Here is a 20,241-nt window from a genome sequence, read left to right on the forward strand (position 1 = left end):
TCGTTCGGTAAATAACTTCATGGTGAATATCATGGCTGCTGTAGTGGCTTATTGTTTGAATCCCAATAAGCCAACTTTCCAAAATATGCTAAAAGGCTAAGCAGATTTCGTCGAACTCAGGTTAAATAGTATTCTGCTTGAAAAATGGCTGACAAAGTAGAGCTGGGGGAGACTGAAGCTGACTCATGGTTCCCTGTTTGCCTGAATGCTATCCTTGGACGTGTGGTCACTTTCTGGTTGCGGTATTTTAGCTAGGCTTTTATAAGAGTAGCATAGATCAAGCAGGCCATAGCCTGCAGCGCCGACTGTTGCAAGCAGCATATCTTTATGTGCATCCCACATATCTCCCTGTTGCCCATTATAATTTTCTGCTTCCTCTGGGGATAAACCAATGGCAATCAGCCATTCAAGCCATTCATAAATTAAACTGGTGGCCATGATAAACTGCACCACCAATAAAAATAGCATGAAGGGTTTGGCCCCAGGCAGCCATACATGAAACAGCCGTAGTAACACTGGGTAAAGCAGTACACCACAGGCAAGATGCACCAGACGGTCATACATATTGCGTGACCAGCCCATCGATTGATTAAGGTCAAAATTGAACAGCTGAATTAGCCATTCGTTATAGGGAACATAGGAATACAGGTAATGTGCACCGATAATATGGATCAGTAAAAAAATGAGATAGAGCACAAAACTATAAAAACTCATGCCAATTTTTTTTTGGGTAAACAATAACAGCACCAGCATAAACACGGTACCGGCTTGATGCAGTAGATATGCTTCAAATTCTAAAGGATGGATACTGGCGATGATTACCGCAATAGTGAGTACTGCAAGAGCAACCCAGTGTTTGATATTCAATTGATGTTCAATCATTATTTCTTGTATTGGCAAAGTTTTATTGGGAGTGCTGAAATTTTATCAATGGCTTATGTGGTTACAAACATAGATGAATTATCAACAGATTCTATTCTAATAAAAAAGCGAAGCCGAAGCTTCGCTTTTTAGATTTATTTTGAATTAAATTTTAGAAATTAAATCCTTAATCTGTTTCGCTTGAGTTGACGCATTACCTGTATAAGTTGCAGGGGTCATTTCAGCCAGACGTGCACGGTCAGCAGCAGGAACGGCTTCTAACTCGTTACCATTTACGAAGTTCACCATCATGTCGCGAGTCATGGCCTGACCACGAGTCAGGGCTTTTAATTTTTCGTATGGTTTTTCAACTGCATAGCGGCGCATTACCGTTTGAATTGGTTCAGCAAGCACTTCTTGAGCATGGTCAAGATCTTCCAGAATACGCTGTGCATTCAATTCAAGTTTGCCAATACCTTTAGAGCAAGCTTCGAATGCGATCAAGCTTTGCGCAAAACCAACCCCCATGTTACGAAGCACAGTAGAGTCAGTTAAGTCACGTTGCCAGCGAGAGATTGGAAGTTTTTCGCCCAAGTGAGCCAATACTGCATTGGCAATACCCAGGTTACCTTCAGAGTTTTCGAAGTCGATTGGGTTGACTTTGTGCGGCATGGTTGAAGAACCCACTTCGCCTTCTTTCAAACGTTGTTTGAAGAAGCCAAGCGAGATATAACCCCATACGTCACGGTTAAAGTCGATCAAGATGGTATTGAAACGACGTAACGCATCAAACAGTTCTGCCATGTAGTCATGTGGTTCGATTTGAGTAGTGTACGGGTTAAACTGTAAACCTAAAGATTCCACAAAGGCTTGTGAATGAGCAGGCCAGTTGATTTCAGGGTAAGCAGAGTAGTGCGCGTTGTAGTTACCTACAGCACCGTTGATTTTGCCTAGAAGTTCAACTTGTTTGAACTGTTTGATTTGGCGCGCTAAACGGTAAGCCACGTTCGCCATTTCTTTACCCAAAGTGGTTGGGCTAGCAGTTTGACCATGGGTACGAGACAACATTGGTTGTTCAGCATGAGTTTCAGCCAAAGCAACGATTGAATCGATGATTTGTTGCATTGCAGCAACTAAAACTTCACGACCATTTTTCAACATTAAAGCATGAGACAAGTTGTTGATGTCTTCAGAAGTACAGGCAAAGTGAATGAATTCACCGGCATTCTTCAATTCTTCGATATCAGCAATCTGTTCTTTAAGGAAATACTCAACTGCTTTAACGTCATGGTTTGTGGTACGTTCAATTTCTTTAATGCGGTTGGCATTATCTTCAGAGAAGTTGGCAACAATTGCATCAAGTGCAGCATTGGTTTCTACACTGAAAGCAGGAACTTCAGTGATTTCAGGACGGTTTGCAAGCGCTTGTAACCAGCGTACTTCAACAGTCACACGAGCGTGGATTAAACCAAACTCAGAGAGGAAAGGGCGCAAAGCATCACATTTGCTAGCATAGCGTCCATCTAATGGAGAAAGTGCGGTTAAAGCGTTCATAGCGATTCCTTAAACTTTGGAATTAAACGTAAAGCGAATAATAAAAATTCGTTCATGATCAGGTTAAACTACCTGATACTGTAAACGGGCAAGATCTTGAATATCCTGGAGCAGTTTGCGCTTGCTAAAAATCATGCCCCATGAGCTGCCACCTAACTGACGCCATAAGTGCGCCAGTTGCAGGCCAGTAAACAGGGAAGCGCGAATTCGGTTGGTATGGGCACTATCTTTAAATGCTTCGGCATTGCCTTTGACCATAATCCGCGGATTAATTTGTCCGGCAGTGTCTATATAGGTTTGGGCAAGGTTAGCAATAATGCTGGGATGCAGATAGTTATTATCGAAAAAAGACAGCTGTTTTAGAATTTTCTGTTGTGATTGTTCAATAATTTCAACAAATTTGGGATTGCTATAGACTTTTTTCTCTAACTGTAACAACGCCATGGCATAGCTCATTGGCAATTTGGCGTTGGAAAATTTCGGTAAACGTGATTTAGGAGAAGGATTAAAGGGTTGGGTAATACTGCTTTCTAATGTTTTTAAGCCAAGGGAAATATCGGCCAGTTGATTAAAGAAGTCTAGGGTTTGACAGGATTCATTGGAAGTAGGACGGATATTCAGGCTGGCTTTAATCAATTGTTCTAAATAGAAGCTGCCATTTTCACCAATACTGTGTTGTCCTGACATGGCTGTCATATGGGTCAGCTGTGTCGACTGGAACACAGCTGCCAACGCCAAAGCACGATTCTGACGTACATTCAGAGTCCGAGGCTGTTGAAAGGGTAACTCAGCCATGCCTATCGTTTCCTTTTTAAATAAAATCAGGTTTTGGCGCATTGGTATGATGAATCACACCGCCACCTAAACAAACTTCATCTGCGTAGAACACTACACTTTGTCCTGGAGTCACCGCACGTTGCGGTTCGTCAAATTCAACACGTACGCCATTTGGCATATCGGCATCTTGATAAATGACACAAGCCTGATCCGGCTGGCGATAACGGGTTTTAGCCGTACAGCGGAAACCTGTTACTGGAATATCCTGCTCGCCAGAGACCCAGTCAATCGCTTCACTCCAAAGTATAGTACTTTGCATTAGTGGATGCTCATGACCCTGACCAATAACAAGGCGATTATTTTCAATATCTTTATAAAGCACAAACCAGGCGCCTTCGGCTTCGCCTTTCAGACCACCTAAGCCGATACCGCCACGTTGACCGAGCGTATAGTACATTAAGCCGTGATGTTCACCAACCTCTTTGCCGGTATCCAGTAAAATTTTTCCGGGTTGGGCTGGAAGATATTGTTTTAAAAAGTCATTAAAACGGCGTTCACCAATAAAGCAGATTCCGGTGGAGTCTTTTTTCTTTGCAGTTGCCAGACCCAGTTCTTCAGCAATTTTACGCACTTGTGGCTTTTCAATTTCACCGACAGGGAACAAAGTTTTGTTAATTTCACGGCCATGTACGGCATGCAGGAAATAAGTCTGGTCTTTGTTTTGGTCAAATCCGCGTAACAAAGGTGCATATTCTTCACCACGCGAGTTGGTCATGGTTTTACCACGACGGCAGTAATGACCTGTGGCAATAAAGTCTGCACCCAAATTCACCGCATGGTCTAAAAAGGCGCGAAATTTGATTTCTTTATTACATAAAATATCCGGGTTTGGGGTACGACCAGCCGCATATTCAGCCAGAAAATGCTCAAACACACGATCCCAATATTCCATGGCAAAATTGGCGGTATGCAGTTTGATGCCAATTTTGTCACACACTGCTTGCGCATCGGCAAGGTCTTCCATCGCCGTACAGTATTCCGTGCCGTCATCTTCTTCCCAGTTTTTCATGAAAAGACCTTCAACCTGATAACCTTGTTGAAGAAGAAGTGCTGCAGACACAGATGAATCTACACCACCAGACATACCGACGATGACACGTTGTTGCATAGGATTAGGCATCCAAAGTTGTAAATAGGGGAGAATTTTGGTGCTCATAAACGAGCGATAAAGGATATTTTTGACCGGATAAGGCATCTTTGACGGCTTTAATCACCAAGGGACTACGTGCGCGTGCAGATTCTTCCAGTTCGCCCAATGTCATCCAGACGGCACCCACGATTCCAGTATCCAGTTTTGCATCTGTATGATGATGCAGATCTGTGGCTAAAAAGCAAAAACGGAAATAGGTACGGTCAGGGAACATTGGCGGAGTATAGGTATATATGCCAAGCAGGTCTGTAATTTCTACATCATGCCCAGTTTCTTCCATGGTTTCACGAATGGCTGCTTGTATGAGCGTTTCGCCACATTCGACATGACCTGCAGGCTGGTTAAATACGGTATGCGTTACACCTTGAGTATGTTCTTCAACAAACAGGAATTTTCCATTTTTTTCAACAACAGTAGCGACGGTAACGTGGGCAGTCCAAGCGGTCATAGAAAAGCACCATGGGATAAAAGGAGTATTCTACAAAATTTAGCGCTCGGTGGCTATGTTGCAGGGCTTTTTCTTTCTAATCCACCTTCTTGATGATCACTTGCACGGTGAAAATACATCAGGAATTGGGTTGGTAAGCCCAGACACTATGTAGAAATTTCTGTTCTGAGCCCCACGGAGTCAGGTGAATATCATGTTCAAAATACATTAAATGAAAATCGGCACCGAGTTTTTCCTGTAACTCTTTAATGCTATAACGATGAATAGTTAAACCGCTGCATTGGGTTGGGCCATCTTCAGCAAAGTTGGACATGATTAGATGACCACCTTTTTTTAAAGAGGTTTTTAGGTTGAAAATATATTGCTGTTGTTGTTCAGCTGTGACCATAAAATGAAATACGGCACGGTCATGCCATAAATCAAAATAATTGGCAGGAAGCGTGACGGTGCAGATATCTTCTACCAGCCAGGTGATGTGCTCTGCATTCAGGTTTTTCTCCCGTAGTCTGGTCTGGTTTTTTTCTAAAGCCGTCCGGGAGAGATCTAATACATGGATATGTTTAAATCCAAGCTCTAAAAGTTGATCGATAAATACCGATGCACCACTTCCCACATCAATAATCTGCGCAGTTAAATCAAGTCCATGTTTATCTCTTAATCGTTGGATCAGCTCGAAAGACTTTTGATCCTGTGCCTGATACCAGCTGACTTGATCAGTGGATTTGGTCTGATAGACATTTTCCCAATGCTTTTGGCTCATGGTATGGCATCCTAAATTTAGAGAAAATTGAACCTGTATAATTCATGCCTTGAACTGAACGGACTAGTGAGCTTAAAGCCTGACTGTTATTGGTAATTCCCAGCCACCTTCACATAATGTCTCGCTGAATAAGGTAAAAATTCTTTTTCTTTCTCTGTAAGCGGACGAACTTTCTGTACCGGACTGCCGACATATAAATAACCACTTTCCAGACGTTTGCGTGGTGGAACCAATGAGCCTGCACCAATCATCACGTCATCTTCAATCACCACATCATCTAAAACGATGGTGTTGATCCCCACTAATACCCGATTGCCAATGGTACAGCCATGTAAAGTCACATGATGGCCAATGGTCACATCTTCGCCAATAATTAAAGGTGAACCTTCAGGTTTATCGGCTTTTTTATGGCTGACATGCAGCATGGCATGATCCTGCACATTGGAGTTTTTGCCAATATGAATATAATTCACATCACCACGAATCACGGCAAAAGGCCACACTGAAACATTTTCAGCAAGTACCACATCGCCAATTACGACTGACATATCATCGATATAACATGAGTCATCAACTTGTGGTGCGGTATTTAAATAGGGGCGAATGTTTTTAGCCATGTGAGGGGTTCAGTCTGTCAATTTTCAAGCATTATAAAATAAAAAAGCATCCAGACCGAAGTGTGGATGCTTTAACTTAAGTCTAAAGCTGTGCTTAGAACAAGTTTGCGAAGAATTGTTTGATGTGATCAATCATTTTTGCAAAGAAACCAGCTTCTTCAACCGCCTGAAGAGCAACAAGCGGTTTTTCTGCAATCACTTTACCATTTAAAGTAGCTACATATTTACCTACCACTTGACCTTTTTTCAACGGTGCAGTCAGTTTAGGTTGAACCACCAATTGAGTTTTAATGGCATTGGCTTCGCCTTTAGGCATGGTCACGTTAAAGTTTTCTGCCAGACCAATTTGAACATCATTGCTTTTGCCATACCAAACTTTTGACTTGGCTAAAACCTGATTGGCAGGTTGAACCTTAACAGTTTCAAAGTTTGCATAACCCCAAGCCAAAATTTCACGTGTTTGTGAGGCACGTTCGTTCATGCTTGGTGCGCCAAAAATCACGGAAATTAAACGCATTGGGCCGCGTTTAGCGGAAGTGGTTAAGCAATAGCCAGCTTCTTCAGTATGACCGGTTTTTAAACCGTCTACACTTGGGTCTGTATAAAGCAATGCATTACGGTTACCTTGTTTAATGCCGTTAAAGCTAAATTCTTTTTCAGAGTAGATTGGGTAATATTTTGAACTGTCATGAATGATATGTTGCGCAAGTGTCGCCATATCTTTGGCAGTCGAGTAGTGACCTTCTGCAGGCATACCGGTTGCATTGATGAAGCTGGTATTGGTCATGCCAATACGTTTTGCTTCCTGATTCATCATGTGTGCAAAGGTACCTTCATTACCGGCAATATGTTCTGCCATGGCTTTAGAGGCATCGTTACCAGATTGAATGATAATCCCACGCAGCATTTCCAGTGCTGTTGCAGTCCCGTTAAGCGGGACATACATACATGATTCCGTGCTGCTACCACGACACCACGCAGATTCGTTCATACGAACTTTTTCATTTTCAGTGAGTTCACCGCTCAATAACTTTTGTTCGATGATATAGCTGGTCATCATCTTGGTCATTGAAGCAGGTGCTAATTTTTCATTTTCATTTTTTGATGCGAGGATTTGCCCTGTCTCATAATCCATTAAAACATAAGATTTATTATTGAGTTCTGGCGGTGCAGATAAGACAGTTGCTGCGTATGTGAAGCTCGGCAATAGTAATAATGCAGCAAGGGCGCTTTTGTGGGTCATTCTGGGTGGTTCCAATATCTTAATAATAAGCACAAAGAGCTTTGCATTTTAGGACAAAGCAAAGCTGACTTCTATGGGGGAAATCAGCTTATTTTCAAAAGTATTGTAACCAATTTGTGTTATTTGCTGTATGTGGTGAGTTCTTGGCAAATTTCCTGATTTTTTGCATCTCCAGCTTTTTTTGCATCGTTACGTGCTTCAGCTAAAACAGGCTCAAATTTTTTCTCTTGGCTGAGTTTAGCCAGGCTCGAAACCGCATTATTGTCGGCAGGTAAATATTCTTGTGCCAGCTTGGCATAACCTTGTTCAAATTTAGCATGATCTTTCACTAAACTAGGGCAGACTTCTGAAAGTACATAAATGGCTGCCAGCTCTTGCTGGGTGACTTTTTGTAGTGGCGTCACTTCAATATTTTCATCTGGTGTGGCTGCATGAATCATAGACAGGGTCATGGCAGCAGTGGTTAACAGTCCCAAAGAAAGCGGTTTAAGCATAGATAATTTCATTAAACAGACCTGAATGATTTAAAAACATCACAATAATAAAAATAAGATTAACGGTATTTGGGGTAATTGTAAGTACACAAATGTATTAAAGCTGTTGAAAATGATGACGTTCATCAAGAAAATATGAAAACAGCAAAGAATTAAAAAGGCATAAAGAGGAATCTGCTTTATGCCTGTGGTCATAATAAGATGTTCAATATTTTAGATAACTTATATAAAACAAGAGCAAATGATCAAACCTGATAATTTACAACATCTTCGCAAACCGATTTTTGTTCATCTTTACTGGTTTCTTTTGCAGCCTGGCGAGCTTCTTCTAGAACAGATTTATACTCTGAATCTGCTTTAATTTTATCAAAAGTCATCGATTGATCTGAATAGTCTTGCAGATAAGCTTTAATCAACAGCTGAATGTTTTGATCAAATTTTGCATTTTTACCAATAATGGCAGGGCATACTTCAGCCATCACCTGAGTTGAAGCAAGGTCTTCTTTCACAATCGTATTGGCTTCTTCCAGAGATAAACCGTCATTGGCTAACACAGTGGAAGATAATAATGCCGCAATGCCTAACCCCAATAAGCCACGAAATGATATGCTTTTAGTCATTTTTAAATCACACTTTTTGAATGGATGTTGAGCGTCAAATATATATAATTTTCTATACAATTCAATCAAATGTTCTGATTAGTCATTTTTAACCGTTAAGAGATGTTTAAGTGAATATATTAATTGCCAATGATGATGGCGTTTTTGCTCCCGGTATTCAGGCCTTGGCTCAAGCTTTGGCTCCGCTTGGTCGTGTAGTCATCGTTGCTCCTGAAAGTGAACGCAGTGGTTTTTCCAGTGCACTTACCTTAGATCGTCCTTTAAGACCTGTTCAAATTTCAGCAGATGTCTGGGCAGTCAATGGAACACCTGCAGATTGTGTATATCTGTCCATGAACGGCTTATTTGATTTTGAATTTGATCTGGTGGTCAGCGGAATTAACAGTGGGGCAAATCTGGGCGATGATGTGCTTTATTCTGGTACTGTCGGAGCCGCCTTCGAAGGCCGCCTAATGAAACAACCGGCTATTGCCGTCTCCATGGCCGGTCCCAATGTCCGTTCTTATGACAATCCAAATGATTATGCCGTAGCAGCAAAATGGGTGCATGATTTTATTGCCCAGGGTTTGCCGACTTTACCGCCACGTCATATTTTTAACGTGAATATTCCAGATATATCTGAATTGAGAGGTTCGAAAATTACTTATCAGGGACGTCGCAGTCAATCTAAACCGATTAGCAGTCATGTAGACCCACGTGGACGTCAGGTTTATTGGATTGGTTTGTCAGGTGAAGCTGTCGCTGAACCTAAAAAAGGTTTAACTGAAATAGAATCGGATTTTTTTGCGGTGGCAAATGGCTATGTCAGCATTACGCCAATTCAAATGGACGCGACAAATTATGAGATTTTGCACACATTACATGCAGAGTTTTCCAAATAATGCCCAGTAGTGTTATAACTTTGTGAAAAAGCAGAATTGACCCTATTTTTCAGATGCTTTTTTGCTAATCTTAGTGCAAACCAATAAATAGACTTAATGTGTAGAGAGGAAGATTAATGCACTTGGTGTCACCATATCGCTTATTTGCTGCGCCTGTGGGTTTGTTGAAAACCATGGTCTTGTCTACAGCTGTTATTGCCACAGCCATTTTGAGTGGCTGTGCTTCAAAACCACAAGTTCATAATGCGACACGTTATGCGGCTGCACCGGATTACTATACGGTTCGATCTGGAGATACATTAAGCGGAATTGCTGCACGTTATGGTCTGTCTTATACCAGTGTTGCCGATATGAACGATATAGCGCCACCCTATCGCATTTATGTCGGTCAATCTTTACGTTTAAAAGATTCAGGCTCACGTCGCACCACCACTACACAAGCGGTGACCCAAGCTGCACCGATTCAGCGTCAAACCGTTCAACTTCCGACTACACCGGCTAAAACTACAGTTCCTGCAACCACGGCGACTGCCCCCGTAGCATCTTCGAAAGTCTCTGCTTTGCGCTGGGTAAAACCAAGTAATGGCGCAGTCATTGCAAACTTTAATGTGGCTGCAAATGTAAAGGGTATTCGTTATGGTGGTAATACTGGAGATGCGGTTTTTGCTGCGGCTGATGGTCAGGTGGTCTATGCGGCTGATGGTTTGAAAGAATATGGCAATTTAGTTCTGATCAAGCATATCGATGGCTACATTACCGCTTATGCCCATAACAGTAAAATGAACGTGAGCAGTGGCCAGAATGTGACAGCAGGGCAGAAAATTGCTGAAATGGGTTCAACGGGTACAAATCGTACTATGCTGGAGTTTCAGGTGCGTTTAAATGGTAAACCTATCAATCCGACCATCGTTTTACCAATAAATTAAATTTTACAAATACAAAACATAAATTTCGCCGTATAATACAATGAGTTGCTTTTATCGGAAAGATAAAGCAATTATAAGTTCAGAGGGAAATTTATGTTAGATCAACTTCGAGCAATGGGTGTGTTTGCTTGTGTTGTTGAAAAAAACTCGTTTAGCGGTGCTGCACGTGAGTTAGGAATCACGACCAGCGCCGTGAGTCAGCAAATTCGTTCTTTAGAAAATGAAATGGAAGTGACACTTCTACATCGATCTACAAGAAAATTGAATTTGACTGAAGCTGGACAGGCTTTTTTCCACAGCTGTCAAGAAATGCTTGCCGCTGCAGAGCGTGGGAAAATCCGTATCAACGAGTTACGCGATGACTTGGTGGGGGATTTACGCATTGCTACAACCCCGGAACTTGGTGCCAATCATGTGATTCCTGCATTGTCTCACTGGATGCAGGCACATCGTGGTTTAGCAGTCCATTTAGAAGCCGATAATCAATATATTGATATACTTGAAGGACGTATCGATATCGCTTTACGCATGAGCCCAAAAATAGAAGATCATCATTTGAATGTGATGCCTCTGGCTCTGGTAGAGCAGGTGTTGGTGGCTTCTCCAAGTTATTTGAATCAGTCGGCGCCTGTATCGCGGCCTGAAGATTTAAATCATCATGACCTGATTCCAATCAATATTATGAAAAATTATCAACATTTTTCATTTCAACATGCGGCGTCAGATAAAACAGTGAATCTGGAAATGAAATCACGTTTAAGTACCAATAATGTCCTGGTTGCAAAATCATTATGTTTGCAAGGGCATGGTATTGCACGAATTTTATATCTGGATGTACAAAAGGATTTAATGAATGGTGCTCTGGTAGAGGTTTTACCAGAGTGGAAACTGGAAAATTTCACTTTATATGCCATCACGGCAAAAAAAGATCAGCAACCCATGAAGGTTCATCGTTGTCTGGATGCATTAAAACAATACTTTAGCCAGTTACCCGGCGGAAGAATTTACCAGGCAGTTTCATAAAAATGAAGCATAAAAAAGCCGCGATTAGCGGCTTTTTTAGACTGGATTGAAGGCTTAAGCTAAATAATCCTTGATCATTTTAACCAGACGTTCAATCAATTGATCAGCCTGTTGTTGGCTAATGTTGAGTGGCGGTAATAAACGAATTACAGAACCTGCAGTCACATTGATAATTAAATGATATTCATCACGTGCCACATTGACCAATTCGCCACAAGCTTTTGGCAACTCAATACCAATCATCAGACCAAAACCACGAACGCTAACGTTTTGATCAGCCAGTTGCTGGGTTAACTGCTCAACGATATAACTTCCCATTTTTGCTGCATTTTCAACCAGATGTTCTTTTTGAATGGTATCAATAACCGTATAAACCACACGTGAACCCAGAGCAGTACCACTATAAGTTGAACCATGGTTGCCGGCAGTTAAAACACCAACGCCACGGCCTTGAGTCATCACCGCACCAATCGGGAAACCATTGCCTAGCCCTTTGGCAGTGGTGAGTACATCTGGAACAATATTGGTGTGCTGATAAGCAAAGTATTTACCGGTACGGCCATTACCCGTTTGAACTTCATCCAGCATCATCAGCCAGTTGTGCTGGTTACAGATTTGACGGATTTCTTCCAGGTAGCTAAAACCTTGAGGGGCGGTATTGACACCCCCTTCACCTTGAATTGGTTCAACTAAAATCGCAACGATGTCCGGATGATGGATGGCCGCTTCTTCAATCGCTTCGATATCCCCGAAAGGCACACGGATAAAACCTTCAACCAAAGGCGCAAAACCTTCCTGAACCTTTTTGTTACCCGTTGCTGACAGGGTCGCCAGAGTACGACCGTGGAAAGAATGATCTGCAACAATGATTTTAGGTGTGGCTACCCCTTGCATATGACCAAATTTACGCGCAATTTTAATTGCACCTTCATTTGATTCTGCACCACTATTCGAGAAGAAAATTTCTTCCATACCTGAAACTTCAGCCAGTTTTTGTGCAGCAGCAGTTTGCCAAGGTACTTCAAAAATGTTGCTGGTATGAATCAGGGTAGCTGCCTGTTCAGCAATTGCTTCAGTTACCACAGGGTGTGAGTGACCCAAGCCACATACTGCAATACCGGTCAATGCATCTAAATATTCAGTACCATCTTCAGTATAAAGATAAGAACCTCGTCCTCGGACAAAGCTGATCGGCTGACGGCCAAATACCGGCATCAAATGAGATGGTTGATCAGTTTGCACAGGAGCAAGGGTAATGTTATTCATGACTAACTCTTATCTGTTTAGGAGGGAAAAATAAAAGTTTATATAAGCAAAATCCAGGACAGATTAAAAGCCCAAATGTAAATAAAAATGGAATTATTGCTTTAGACATACTGTTTCCTCCAGTTTTGGGTATAATGCGAGGCAGATTAGTTGAGGATTTATCAATGACTGAACAAGTACGCGATACTGAAGCGTTAATTCGTGACCAAATTGCTAAACATGCAGTATTACTTTACATGAAAGGTACACCACAATTTCCACAATGTGGTTTCTCTGCACGTGCAGTAGAAGCACTCAGTCAAATTGGTCGTCCATTTGCTTATGTCAACATTTTGGAAAACCCGGATATCCGTGCAACTTTACCGAAAATTGCCAACTGGCCTACGTTCCCACAATTGTGGATCAATGGTGAATTGATCGGTGGTAGCGATATCATGCTGGATATGTTCCAAAAAGGTGAGTTAAAACCTTTGGTCGAACAGTACAGCCCGGCACCTGAAGCTTAATTCAGTGATGTGAAGTTGAATTAAAAAAAGCGCCTTCAAGGCGCTTTTTTATATCTCAGAAAAAATCATACTTTTTCTGTGAGCGGGTCTTACTCATTGGCTTTCGGCTCAACTGCTGCAGTGGTTACAGCTTGATTGGCAGATGCTTCAACTTTGGTTTTTTTCTTGTCTTTCTTCTTTTTTTTCTTTTTCTTCGGCTCTTCTTCCAGTTCGGCACCATCTTCAAGCGCTTGCCAATATTCTAATTGATCCATGACCGCCGCATAAATGGAACCTTTACTGTAACGGCCTTTTTTATTCAGTATGCCGACAGGACGTGCCATTAAAATTTCTAGAGCCTGGTCAATGGTTTCAATGGCGTGAATATGGAACTGACCTTTGGCCACAGCTTCAATCACATCATGACGTAACATCAGGTGTTCCATATTTTGATGTGGAATAATCACTCCCTGTTTGCCTGTTAAGCCTTGCAGCTTGCAGGCATCATAGAAACCTTCAATTTTGGCATTGACACCTCCAATTGGTTGAACCTGACCCAACTGGTTCATTGAGCCGGTAATGGCCCAGGACTGGTCAATCGGTAACTGGCTAATGGCAGAAATAAGGGCAGAAAGCTCAGCTACGGTTGCGCTGTCACCGTCGATTTGACCATAACTTTGTTCAAAGGCGAGGGCAGCCGAAAAATGCAGCATCTGTTCACGACCAAAATGCGCTTTCAGAAAACTCGACATCAGCAATATGCCTTTGGCATGCAGTGAGCCCCCCAATTCGACACTACGCTCGATATCCAGAATGTCACCGCCACCTTGATAGACCGATGCAGTCAAACGTGAAGGTAAGCCAAATTCGACATCGGCATATTGAATCACCGATAGGGCATTAATTTGACCCAAACGGTGGCCTTTGGTTTCGATTAACTGCGTGCCACGCGTTAAATCTTGCCAGTACAATTCACGTAAATAACCTAGGCGATATTTGCGATGATCAAGTGCGGTATTGATATGTTTTTCCGAAACGGTTTTATCACCGGCTTGCGCTGCATGATGATGTGCTTCCCGGATCAGATCCCCCAAAGTTAAGGCATGCAATGACAATGAACTTTGATCTTCCGCCTGACGGCTTGAGTCGGTGAGCAATGCTGCTAGTGCAGAATGGTCAAAAGGTAACAGTTTGTCAGCCTGAACATAGTCTGCAATCAATTGCATATAGGCTTGTTCATTAATGTCATTACGTTGTAATGTATCGGTGAAATCGGCACGAATTTTAAACACGCTGCCAAGTTCAGGTTCCAGTTCTAAAATTTCATAATAAATTTCAGGTTCTGCAAGCAAAATTACTTTAATATTTAATGGAATCGCTTGTGGTTCGATGGAGATGCTGCCGGTTAAGGTCAGCATATGTTCCAGCGAGGACAGCTTTAATTTTCCTGATTTCAGGGCACGTTTTAAACCTTGCCATGCATAAGGCTGTTCCAGCAGTTGTTCTGCTTCGAGCATCAGAAAACCGCCATTCGCCCGATGCAGTGAACCCGGACGAATTAGGGTGAAATCGGTGGTGATGGTCCCATTTTGAGTAAGCTGTTCCACATGTCCTAACAAGTTGTAGTGGGTCGGGAAGTCTTCAAAAATCACCGGCGCACCGCTATTGGGTTTGTAGGAAACAATGATGTTGGCCTGATAACGTGAAGGCACGCGACTGAAGATGCCCGGAGCAAAATCATCCTCTTCTTGCTCGAGAATAATTTCTACATTATTGATAATATCTTCCGCATAATATTGCAGATATTCGGTCAGGCCATCGACATCGGGATATTTGTTCTGAATCAGATCAATGCGCGGCATCACCACCTGTTTAGCAATGTCACGGTTGAGATGCTGGACCTGATCTCGTGCATCATCTTCCAGATCACCTAAATGTAGGCCCAAGCGCTCCAGTTTTTTATTCATGTAGCGAATGTTTGCAGCAATTTCTGCGCGCTGTTTGCTATCCAAGGCATTAATGTCTTCTTTAGACATTTCCTGATATTCATTGTTTTTAAGATGAACCGGCACGAAACAGTGTTCATCATCTTGCGAAATCAGTTTTAAATCAAAGTTTGCACCTTCTTTGGTCAGTTCGACCAAGGCCGATTGCTGTTCATCGCCGGTTTGCTCGCGAATCATTTCAATACGGTTGTGATAGGTTTCCGCAGTAAAGCGCCGTTCCAGCTGTTTTAAGATGGTTTGCCAGGTTTGGTGCAGCAAAGCCTGGAATTTAGGACCTTGTCCTGGTGGCAGTTCAAGTGCGATCGGCTGACGGGGAAACTTGAAATTGTTGACATAGACCCAGTCATTCGGGGTTTGCATGGTCTTGGCATGCTGTTGCAGTAAACGCTTGATCATGGTGCGTTTACCTAAGCCTGCCGTACCGACTGCAAAAATATTATAGCCCGAGTAAGGCAAGGCGATGCCTGCTTCAACCGAGGCACGTGCGCGATCTTGCCCAAGAAAATCATTTAGCGGTTTGATTCTTCGTGTTGACGCAGGAATTTTTTCAAGATTGGGAATATGCGTCAGTTGCTTGGGCTGAAGCTGTGTTTTGGTTAGTGTGTTTTGAATTTCCGGTTGATCGAATGCTGAAATTAAACTGCTTTGTAGAGGGTCTGGTTGAGTCACTGTAGTTGTTGCAGATAATGAAGAATTCATTTGATCGAGTTTTTTGGGCACTGTTTAAATCCAAAACTAAAATATTGCAATAGAGATTTAAAGGTATACAGGTTTAGTTGAAAAATTCAAGCGCGCAGGTCGTTTTTATCAACAAAATAAAATAATGATTTCACAATTATTGTTGAAACTGAACTTATTAAGCGTTTGAATAGCAGCATTCAGTTTTGCAGAAAAAAACAACGTAATGACAACACAATCTACAGGGTGGAAATCTGCCTTTACTGCTTTTCTCGATCGTCGTGCATTGATCATGCTGTTTTTAGGCTTTTCAGCTGGTATTCCCATTCTTTTGATCTTTTCCAGTCTGTCCTTATGGTTGGGGGAAGCCGGTATTGAAAAAAGCGCAGTAACCTTTTTTAGCTGGGCAGCCTTGGGTTATTCATTCAAATTTGTCTGGGCACCTTTGATTGACGAGTTGCCGGTGCCATTTTTGACCCAAAAGCTGGGGCGACGTCGGGCCTGGTTGCTGATTGCACAAGTTTTAATTATCAGTGCCATTTGTATGATGGCTTTTTCTAATCCAGCACTCAGTCAGGGCTATTTGTATCAGATGGCAGCAGGAGCCGTATTACTCGGTTTCTCTGCAGCAACTCAGGATATTGTGATTGATGCCTATCGTATTGAGCTTGCAGAAACTGAAATGCAGACAGTGCTTGCCTCGACTTATAATGCAGGTTATCGCATCGGGATGATTGTGGCCGGTGCAGGTGCCTTGTTCCTTGCGGCCTCACTTGGAACGGCTAAGGGAAACTATATTTATAGCGCTTGGAAAATCACTTATTTGGTTATGGCAGCAGTCATGCTGGTCGGAATTATCACCACTTTAGTGATTCGTGAACCGAAGGTTGATCGTACTTATAAAAATTATAAGCGTAGTGATTACTATCGTCTGGTGGCCGTGTTTTTTGTTGCAGTGATTGGCTTTGTATTGAGCTATATTTTTTCCGGAACTCTAACCGAATCTGTTAAGGCACAATTTGCAATTACCGATTCATTATTGCTGTTTTGCTTTGAAACCTTGCGCTTTGTTGGATCTGCTGCGGTAGCCGTATTGCTGGGCTCATTATTGGTCAAAATGGGTGCGGTCAACAAGCAAATGGCTATGGAAACCTGGATCAGCCCGATTGCCGATTTTTTTAGACGCTATGGCTTAAAGCTGGCTTTGGTTCTGTTATTGCTCATCGGTTTCTATCGCATCTCAGACATTATTGCCGGGGTCATCTCCAATGTTTTCTATCAGGATTTAAACTTCAGTAAAGAGCAGATTGCGGAAGCGGTAAAAATTTATGGGGTAATTTTCAGCCTGGTCGGTGGTTTCCTGGGAGGCTTACTGGCACAGCGTATGAACATTATGAAACTGATGTTTGTCGGTGCAGTGCTGGCAAGCTCAACCAACCTGATTTTTATTGGCTTGGTCAAATCTGGTCAGCCGACTCATGATGTTCAAGTCATGGTAGGTCAGCACAAGTATCAGGTTCAGTCGGATGAAGTGGGTTACTGGAAACTGAAAGTGCCGAGTCAGGTTTTGGCACAAGCCAATGCAGTACAGGTTCAAGTGCAATATCAAAATGATACACAACCCTCAGTAGTGAGCACAGTTCCCTATTTAAAACAGAATGCGCAACAGCAAGGTGCTCAATCAGGCATGATGCAAATTCTGCCGGTGACCAGCGATAATGTTATTGCTTCAAATGAACAACAGAACAGTCTGGTGGTACGGGGCCAGTATGTTGGGCAACTCTTGAATGAAACACAAAAAATTGTCCTAAGTTTGGACGGTCAAAAATTTGATGCCAATCTGGACAAAACAGGTGTATTTAGCACCGCTATTCCAGCAGAAAGCCTGGTAAATTCAGCATCAAAACAGCTTGTGGCTGAAGTGGTGGATCATGACAAAGCCACTTTAAGCGCACAGCATCGCTATACGGTCGATATGAACTCAACTACAGCCAAAGATCTGGATATTGATGTACAGCCTTTAGCGGCAATCGATGTTCAATCGGTTGACGATGTTGAAATTAGCGGTAAGGTGATTAAACCTTATAGTTCGCTGTGGTTATATTTTGCCATTATTGTCGATAACCTGGCATCGGGATTGGCAGGTGCAGCATTCATCGCATTTTTGTCCAGTTTAACCAGTGTATCTTTCACTGCAGTACAATATGCCATTTTCAGTTCGCTGATGACTTTAACGCCGAAGATTTTAGGCGGCTATTCAGGAACCATTGTGACCAATATCGGTTATCCAAATTTCTTCCTCATGACCACACTGATTGGCATTCCAATTTTAATCTTGGTGGTCTGGGTGGCGAAGCTGTTGCGTGAACATCAGCAACAGTCCAATTAAGCTCAAATTTTTAAAAAATGAATGAAAAACCCATTTTGTCTTGAGGATGAAATGGGTTTTTCTTTGGCTAAAAATTGCTGCAAAGGTTCAGTCTTATTTTTAAAATAGCCTAAGTAAAGACTCCATCATTAGGGTGTGCTGTACTGTTAAACTAAACAGAGCATTGATTTAAAAATTTAATAATAATGGGGACGTGGAACAATAAATGATATCAACTGCCAGATTGCTAAATTGAATTTTCCACGCTGAATCCCTATAGTGTCTATAAAAATGGAAAACATAGGAAACAGAATCATGCGCATGCTGCATACCATGTTACGTGTAGGCAATCTGGAACAATCTTTAAAGTTCTATACTGAAGTACTAGGTATGACTTTGCTTCGTAAACGCGATTATGAAGAAGGTCGATTCACTCTGGCTTTTGTTGGCTATGGTGATGAAGAAAACCATACCGTACTGGAATTGACGCATAACTGGGACACAGAAAGTTATGAGCTGGGCAATGGCTATGGCCATATTGCGATTGCGGTTGATGATGCCTATAAAGCTTGTGAAGAGATCAAGGCACGTAGCGGTAAGGTGGTGCGTGAAGCGGGTCCAATGAAGGGTGGTGTTACAGTGATCGCTTTTGTTGAAGATCCAGACGGCTATAAAATCGAGCTGATTCAGCAAGATGTCAATGCTAGAAATAACTAATAGACTTCTTTGCTCATTATTGACACTCTTTTTATTTTTTCTCCCATAAGGATAAATAAAAGGAATTGATGAAAGAAGTCTCATCATAAAGTGATATAGATAAACTAAATATTCAACATTGAGTTGAAACACTGGCTTTATTTATTCAGCCCAGTAAGATGAAACTTTACCGCAAGGTAAAATCACTTATTGGGTTTTTTATTGGCTGTCATTTACAGGACGTAATAATGTTAAAATTGTTGGCATTGGACCGCTTTACCATTTTGCTGGTAGTGATGGTAATTTTGGCCAGTATAGCTCCCGTATCAGGTGGAACTGCACAGGTTTTTGGAGTCATTACGACCATAGCGATTGCAATTCTATTTTTTTTGCATGGCGCTAAACTGTCCAGAGAAGCAGTAGTACAAGGCATGCTGCACTGGAAATTTCATGTGGTGGTCTTTGCTTTCACTTTTGCCTTATTTCCGCTTTTAGGTCTATTGGCCAAACCGATTCTTCTACCAATGCTGGGAAAAGAATTGTACTGGGGCTTCCTGTTTATGTGCTTCTTGCCATCCACCGTACAATCTTCCATTGCATTTACTTCGGTGGCAAAAGGTAATGTCGCCAGTGCAGTGTGCAGTGCTTCATTTTCCAATATTGTCGGGATGTTTATTACTCCTGTATTGGTCAGTTTCTTTATTTTAGGCCAATCGCAACATGGCTTTGATCCTACATCTTCAATTCTTCAAATTACCTTATTGTTACTGGTCCCATTTATATTGGGGCAGATATTACGTCCTTATGTTTATCCGTATATGTTGAAATTACCCGGTATTGTCAAAGCATTCGATCAGGGTACTATTCTCATGGTGGTGTATGGGGCATTTAGTGGGGCGGTGGTTGCCGGTTTGTGGCAAGAAGTGAGCTGGAAGACGTTGCTGATTTTGACCATAGCCTGTTCAGTATTCTTGACCATCATTATGCTATTGGCTTTATACATTCCGAAATGGTTGGGTTTCAACCGGGAAGATCAGATTGCGATGTTTTTCTGTAGTTCCAAAAAAACATTGGCCAGCGGGGTGCCTATGGCGCAAATCCTGTTTATTGGGCAGCCGTTGGGTATGATTGTGTTACCGATTATGATTTTTCATCAAATTCAGTTGATGGTCTGTGGGGTGATTGCCAACTACTGGTCAAAACATCCGGTAGATGAGTTTAACGCGATAGAAGAGTGTAAAGAATAATTCGCTATCTGTTATTTTTTCCCGTATAATTACGCCCACTTGTTGTGCTTAGCTCTGACGGTATCCGTCTCGGTGGGCCAA

At 42.1% G+C, this 20,241-nt stretch carries 18 protein-coding genes and 2 pseudogenes; 8 read left to right on the forward strand and 12 right to left on the reverse strand.

All coding sequences use genetic code 11. The annotated features are described in order from the left end of the window. Positions 1-100 (forward strand): annotated as a pseudogene (locus tag FTU91_RS07680) (IS982 family transposase); the annotation flags it as partial. A 179-nt stretch (positions 101-279) separates the two neighbouring features. On the opposite strand, the pseudogene FTU91_RS07685 reads toward FTU91_RS07680, so the two are convergent. From FTU91_RS07685 to FTU91_RS07730, 10 genes and pseudogenes are all read right to left on the reverse strand, one after another. Beyond that, positions 280-882: pseudogene (locus FTU91_RS07685) on the reverse strand (DUF2238 domain-containing protein); the annotation flags it as partial. 144 nt (positions 883-1,026) lie between these two features. Further along, complete coding sequence (purB, locus tag FTU91_RS07690; protein ID WP_180043279.1) at positions 1,027-2,415, reverse strand: adenylosuccinate lyase; 1,389 nt, start codon at positions 2,413-2,415, stop codon at positions 1,027-1,029. 63 nt (positions 2,416-2,478) lie between these two features. Beyond that, positions 2,479-3,210, reverse strand: coding sequence for a high frequency lysogenization protein HflD (hflD, locus tag FTU91_RS07695; protein WP_086195683.1), 732 nt, complete (start codon positions 3,208-3,210; stop codon positions 2,479-2,481). A gap of 16 nt (positions 3,211-3,226) precedes the next feature. Then, a complete protein-coding gene (mnmA, locus tag FTU91_RS07700) occupies positions 3,227-4,360 on the reverse strand; it encodes a tRNA 2-thiouridine(34) synthase MnmA (RefSeq protein ID WP_180043281.1) in 1,134 nt (377 codons plus the stop codon). Positions 4,361-4,364: 4 nt separating this feature from the next. Continuing rightward, positions 4,365-4,850 carry an NUDIX hydrolase gene (locus tag FTU91_RS07705; protein ID WP_180043282.1) on the reverse strand — a complete coding sequence of 162 codons (486 nt, stop codon included), beginning with the start codon at positions 4,848-4,850 and terminating at the stop codon, positions 4,365-4,367. A 118-nt stretch (positions 4,851-4,968) separates the two neighbouring features. Further along, positions 4,969-5,610, reverse strand: coding sequence for a class I SAM-dependent methyltransferase (locus FTU91_RS07710; RefSeq protein WP_180043283.1), 642 nt, complete (start codon positions 5,608-5,610; stop codon positions 4,969-4,971). Between the two features lie 86 nt (positions 5,611-5,696). Next, the gene (locus FTU91_RS07715) at positions 5,697-6,227 is read right to left on the reverse strand and encodes a gamma carbonic anhydrase family protein (RefSeq protein ID WP_180081666.1); all 531 of its coding nucleotides are present in this window, start codon (positions 6,225-6,227) and stop codon (positions 5,697-5,699) included. Positions 6,228-6,321: 94 nt separating this feature from the next. Next, positions 6,322-7,470, reverse strand: coding sequence for a D-alanyl-D-alanine carboxypeptidase PBP5/6 (gene dacC / locus FTU91_RS07720; RefSeq protein WP_086195658.1), 1,149 nt, complete (start codon positions 7,468-7,470; stop codon positions 6,322-6,324). Positions 7,471-7,589: 119 nt separating this feature from the next. Then, positions 7,590-7,976, reverse strand: coding sequence for an MCR_0457 family protein (locus FTU91_RS07725; protein ID WP_180043285.1), 387 nt, complete (start codon positions 7,974-7,976; stop codon positions 7,590-7,592). 233 nt (positions 7,977-8,209) lie between these two features. Then, entirely contained in the window at positions 8,210-8,584 is a 375-nt protein-coding gene (locus tag FTU91_RS07730; protein ID WP_180043286.1) for an MCR_0457 family protein, read from the reverse strand. A 110-nt stretch (positions 8,585-8,694) separates the two neighbouring features. On the opposite strand from FTU91_RS07730, the gene surE reads away from it, so the two are divergent. The 3 genes from surE (at position 8,695) to FTU91_RS07745 (ending at position 11,414) form a co-directional block, all read left to right on the forward strand. Further along, entirely contained in the window at positions 8,695-9,465 is a 771-nt protein-coding gene (gene surE / locus FTU91_RS07735; protein WP_166166976.1) for a 5'/3'-nucleotidase SurE, read from the forward strand. 116 nt (positions 9,466-9,581) lie between these two features. Then, positions 9,582-10,391 carry a peptidoglycan DD-metalloendopeptidase family protein gene (locus FTU91_RS07740; RefSeq protein WP_166166973.1) on the forward strand — a complete coding sequence of 270 codons (810 nt, stop codon included), beginning with the start codon at positions 9,582-9,584 and terminating at the stop codon, positions 10,389-10,391. A gap of 93 nt (positions 10,392-10,484) precedes the next feature. Continuing rightward, a complete protein-coding gene (locus FTU91_RS07745; protein ID WP_166166970.1) occupies positions 10,485-11,414 on the forward strand; it encodes a LysR family transcriptional regulator in 930 nt (309 codons plus the stop codon). Positions 11,415-11,468: 54 nt separating this feature from the next. On the opposite strand, the gene FTU91_RS07750 is transcribed toward FTU91_RS07745, so the two are convergent. Next, a complete protein-coding gene (locus FTU91_RS07750) occupies positions 11,469-12,680 on the reverse strand; it encodes an aspartate aminotransferase family protein (protein WP_180043287.1) in 1,212 nt (403 codons plus the stop codon). A gap of 164 nt (positions 12,681-12,844) precedes the next feature. On the opposite strand from FTU91_RS07750, the gene grxD reads away from it, so the two are divergent. Then, positions 12,845-13,186 (forward strand): Grx4 family monothiol glutaredoxin, encoded by a 342-nt coding sequence (grxD, locus tag FTU91_RS07755; protein WP_086175639.1) that lies wholly within the window; start codon positions 12,845-12,847, stop codon positions 13,184-13,186. Positions 13,187-13,275: 89 nt separating this feature from the next. Here grxD and FTU91_RS07760 read toward each other — a convergent pair whose 3' ends face one another. Further along, on the reverse strand, positions 13,276-15,891 hold the full coding sequence (locus FTU91_RS07760; protein WP_368856207.1) for a Lon protease family protein: 2,616 nt from the start codon (positions 15,889-15,891) through the stop codon (positions 13,276-13,278). A gap of 184 nt (positions 15,892-16,075) precedes the next feature. Between FTU91_RS07760 and FTU91_RS07765 the strand changes: the two genes are divergently transcribed. From FTU91_RS07765 to FTU91_RS07775, 3 genes are all read left to right on the forward strand, one after another. Then, on the forward strand, positions 16,076-18,238 hold the full coding sequence (locus FTU91_RS07765) for an MFS transporter (protein WP_180043288.1): 2,163 nt from the start codon (positions 16,076-16,078) through the stop codon (positions 18,236-18,238). A gap of 294 nt (positions 18,239-18,532) precedes the next feature. After that, on the forward strand, positions 18,533-18,934 hold the full coding sequence (gene gloA / locus FTU91_RS07770; RefSeq protein WP_086195650.1) for a lactoylglutathione lyase: 402 nt from the start codon (positions 18,533-18,535) through the stop codon (positions 18,932-18,934). Positions 18,935-19,161: 227 nt separating this feature from the next. Further along, positions 19,162-20,160 (forward strand): bile acid:sodium symporter family protein, encoded by a 999-nt coding sequence (locus FTU91_RS07775; protein WP_166166960.1) that lies wholly within the window; start codon positions 19,162-19,164, stop codon positions 20,158-20,160. Positions 20,161-20,241: the final 81 nt, after the last annotated feature.

Origin of the sequence: Acinetobacter sp. YH12201, assembly GCF_013418145.1 — a bacterium.
Classification (GTDB): Bacteria; Pseudomonadota; Gammaproteobacteria; order Pseudomonadales; family Moraxellaceae; genus Acinetobacter.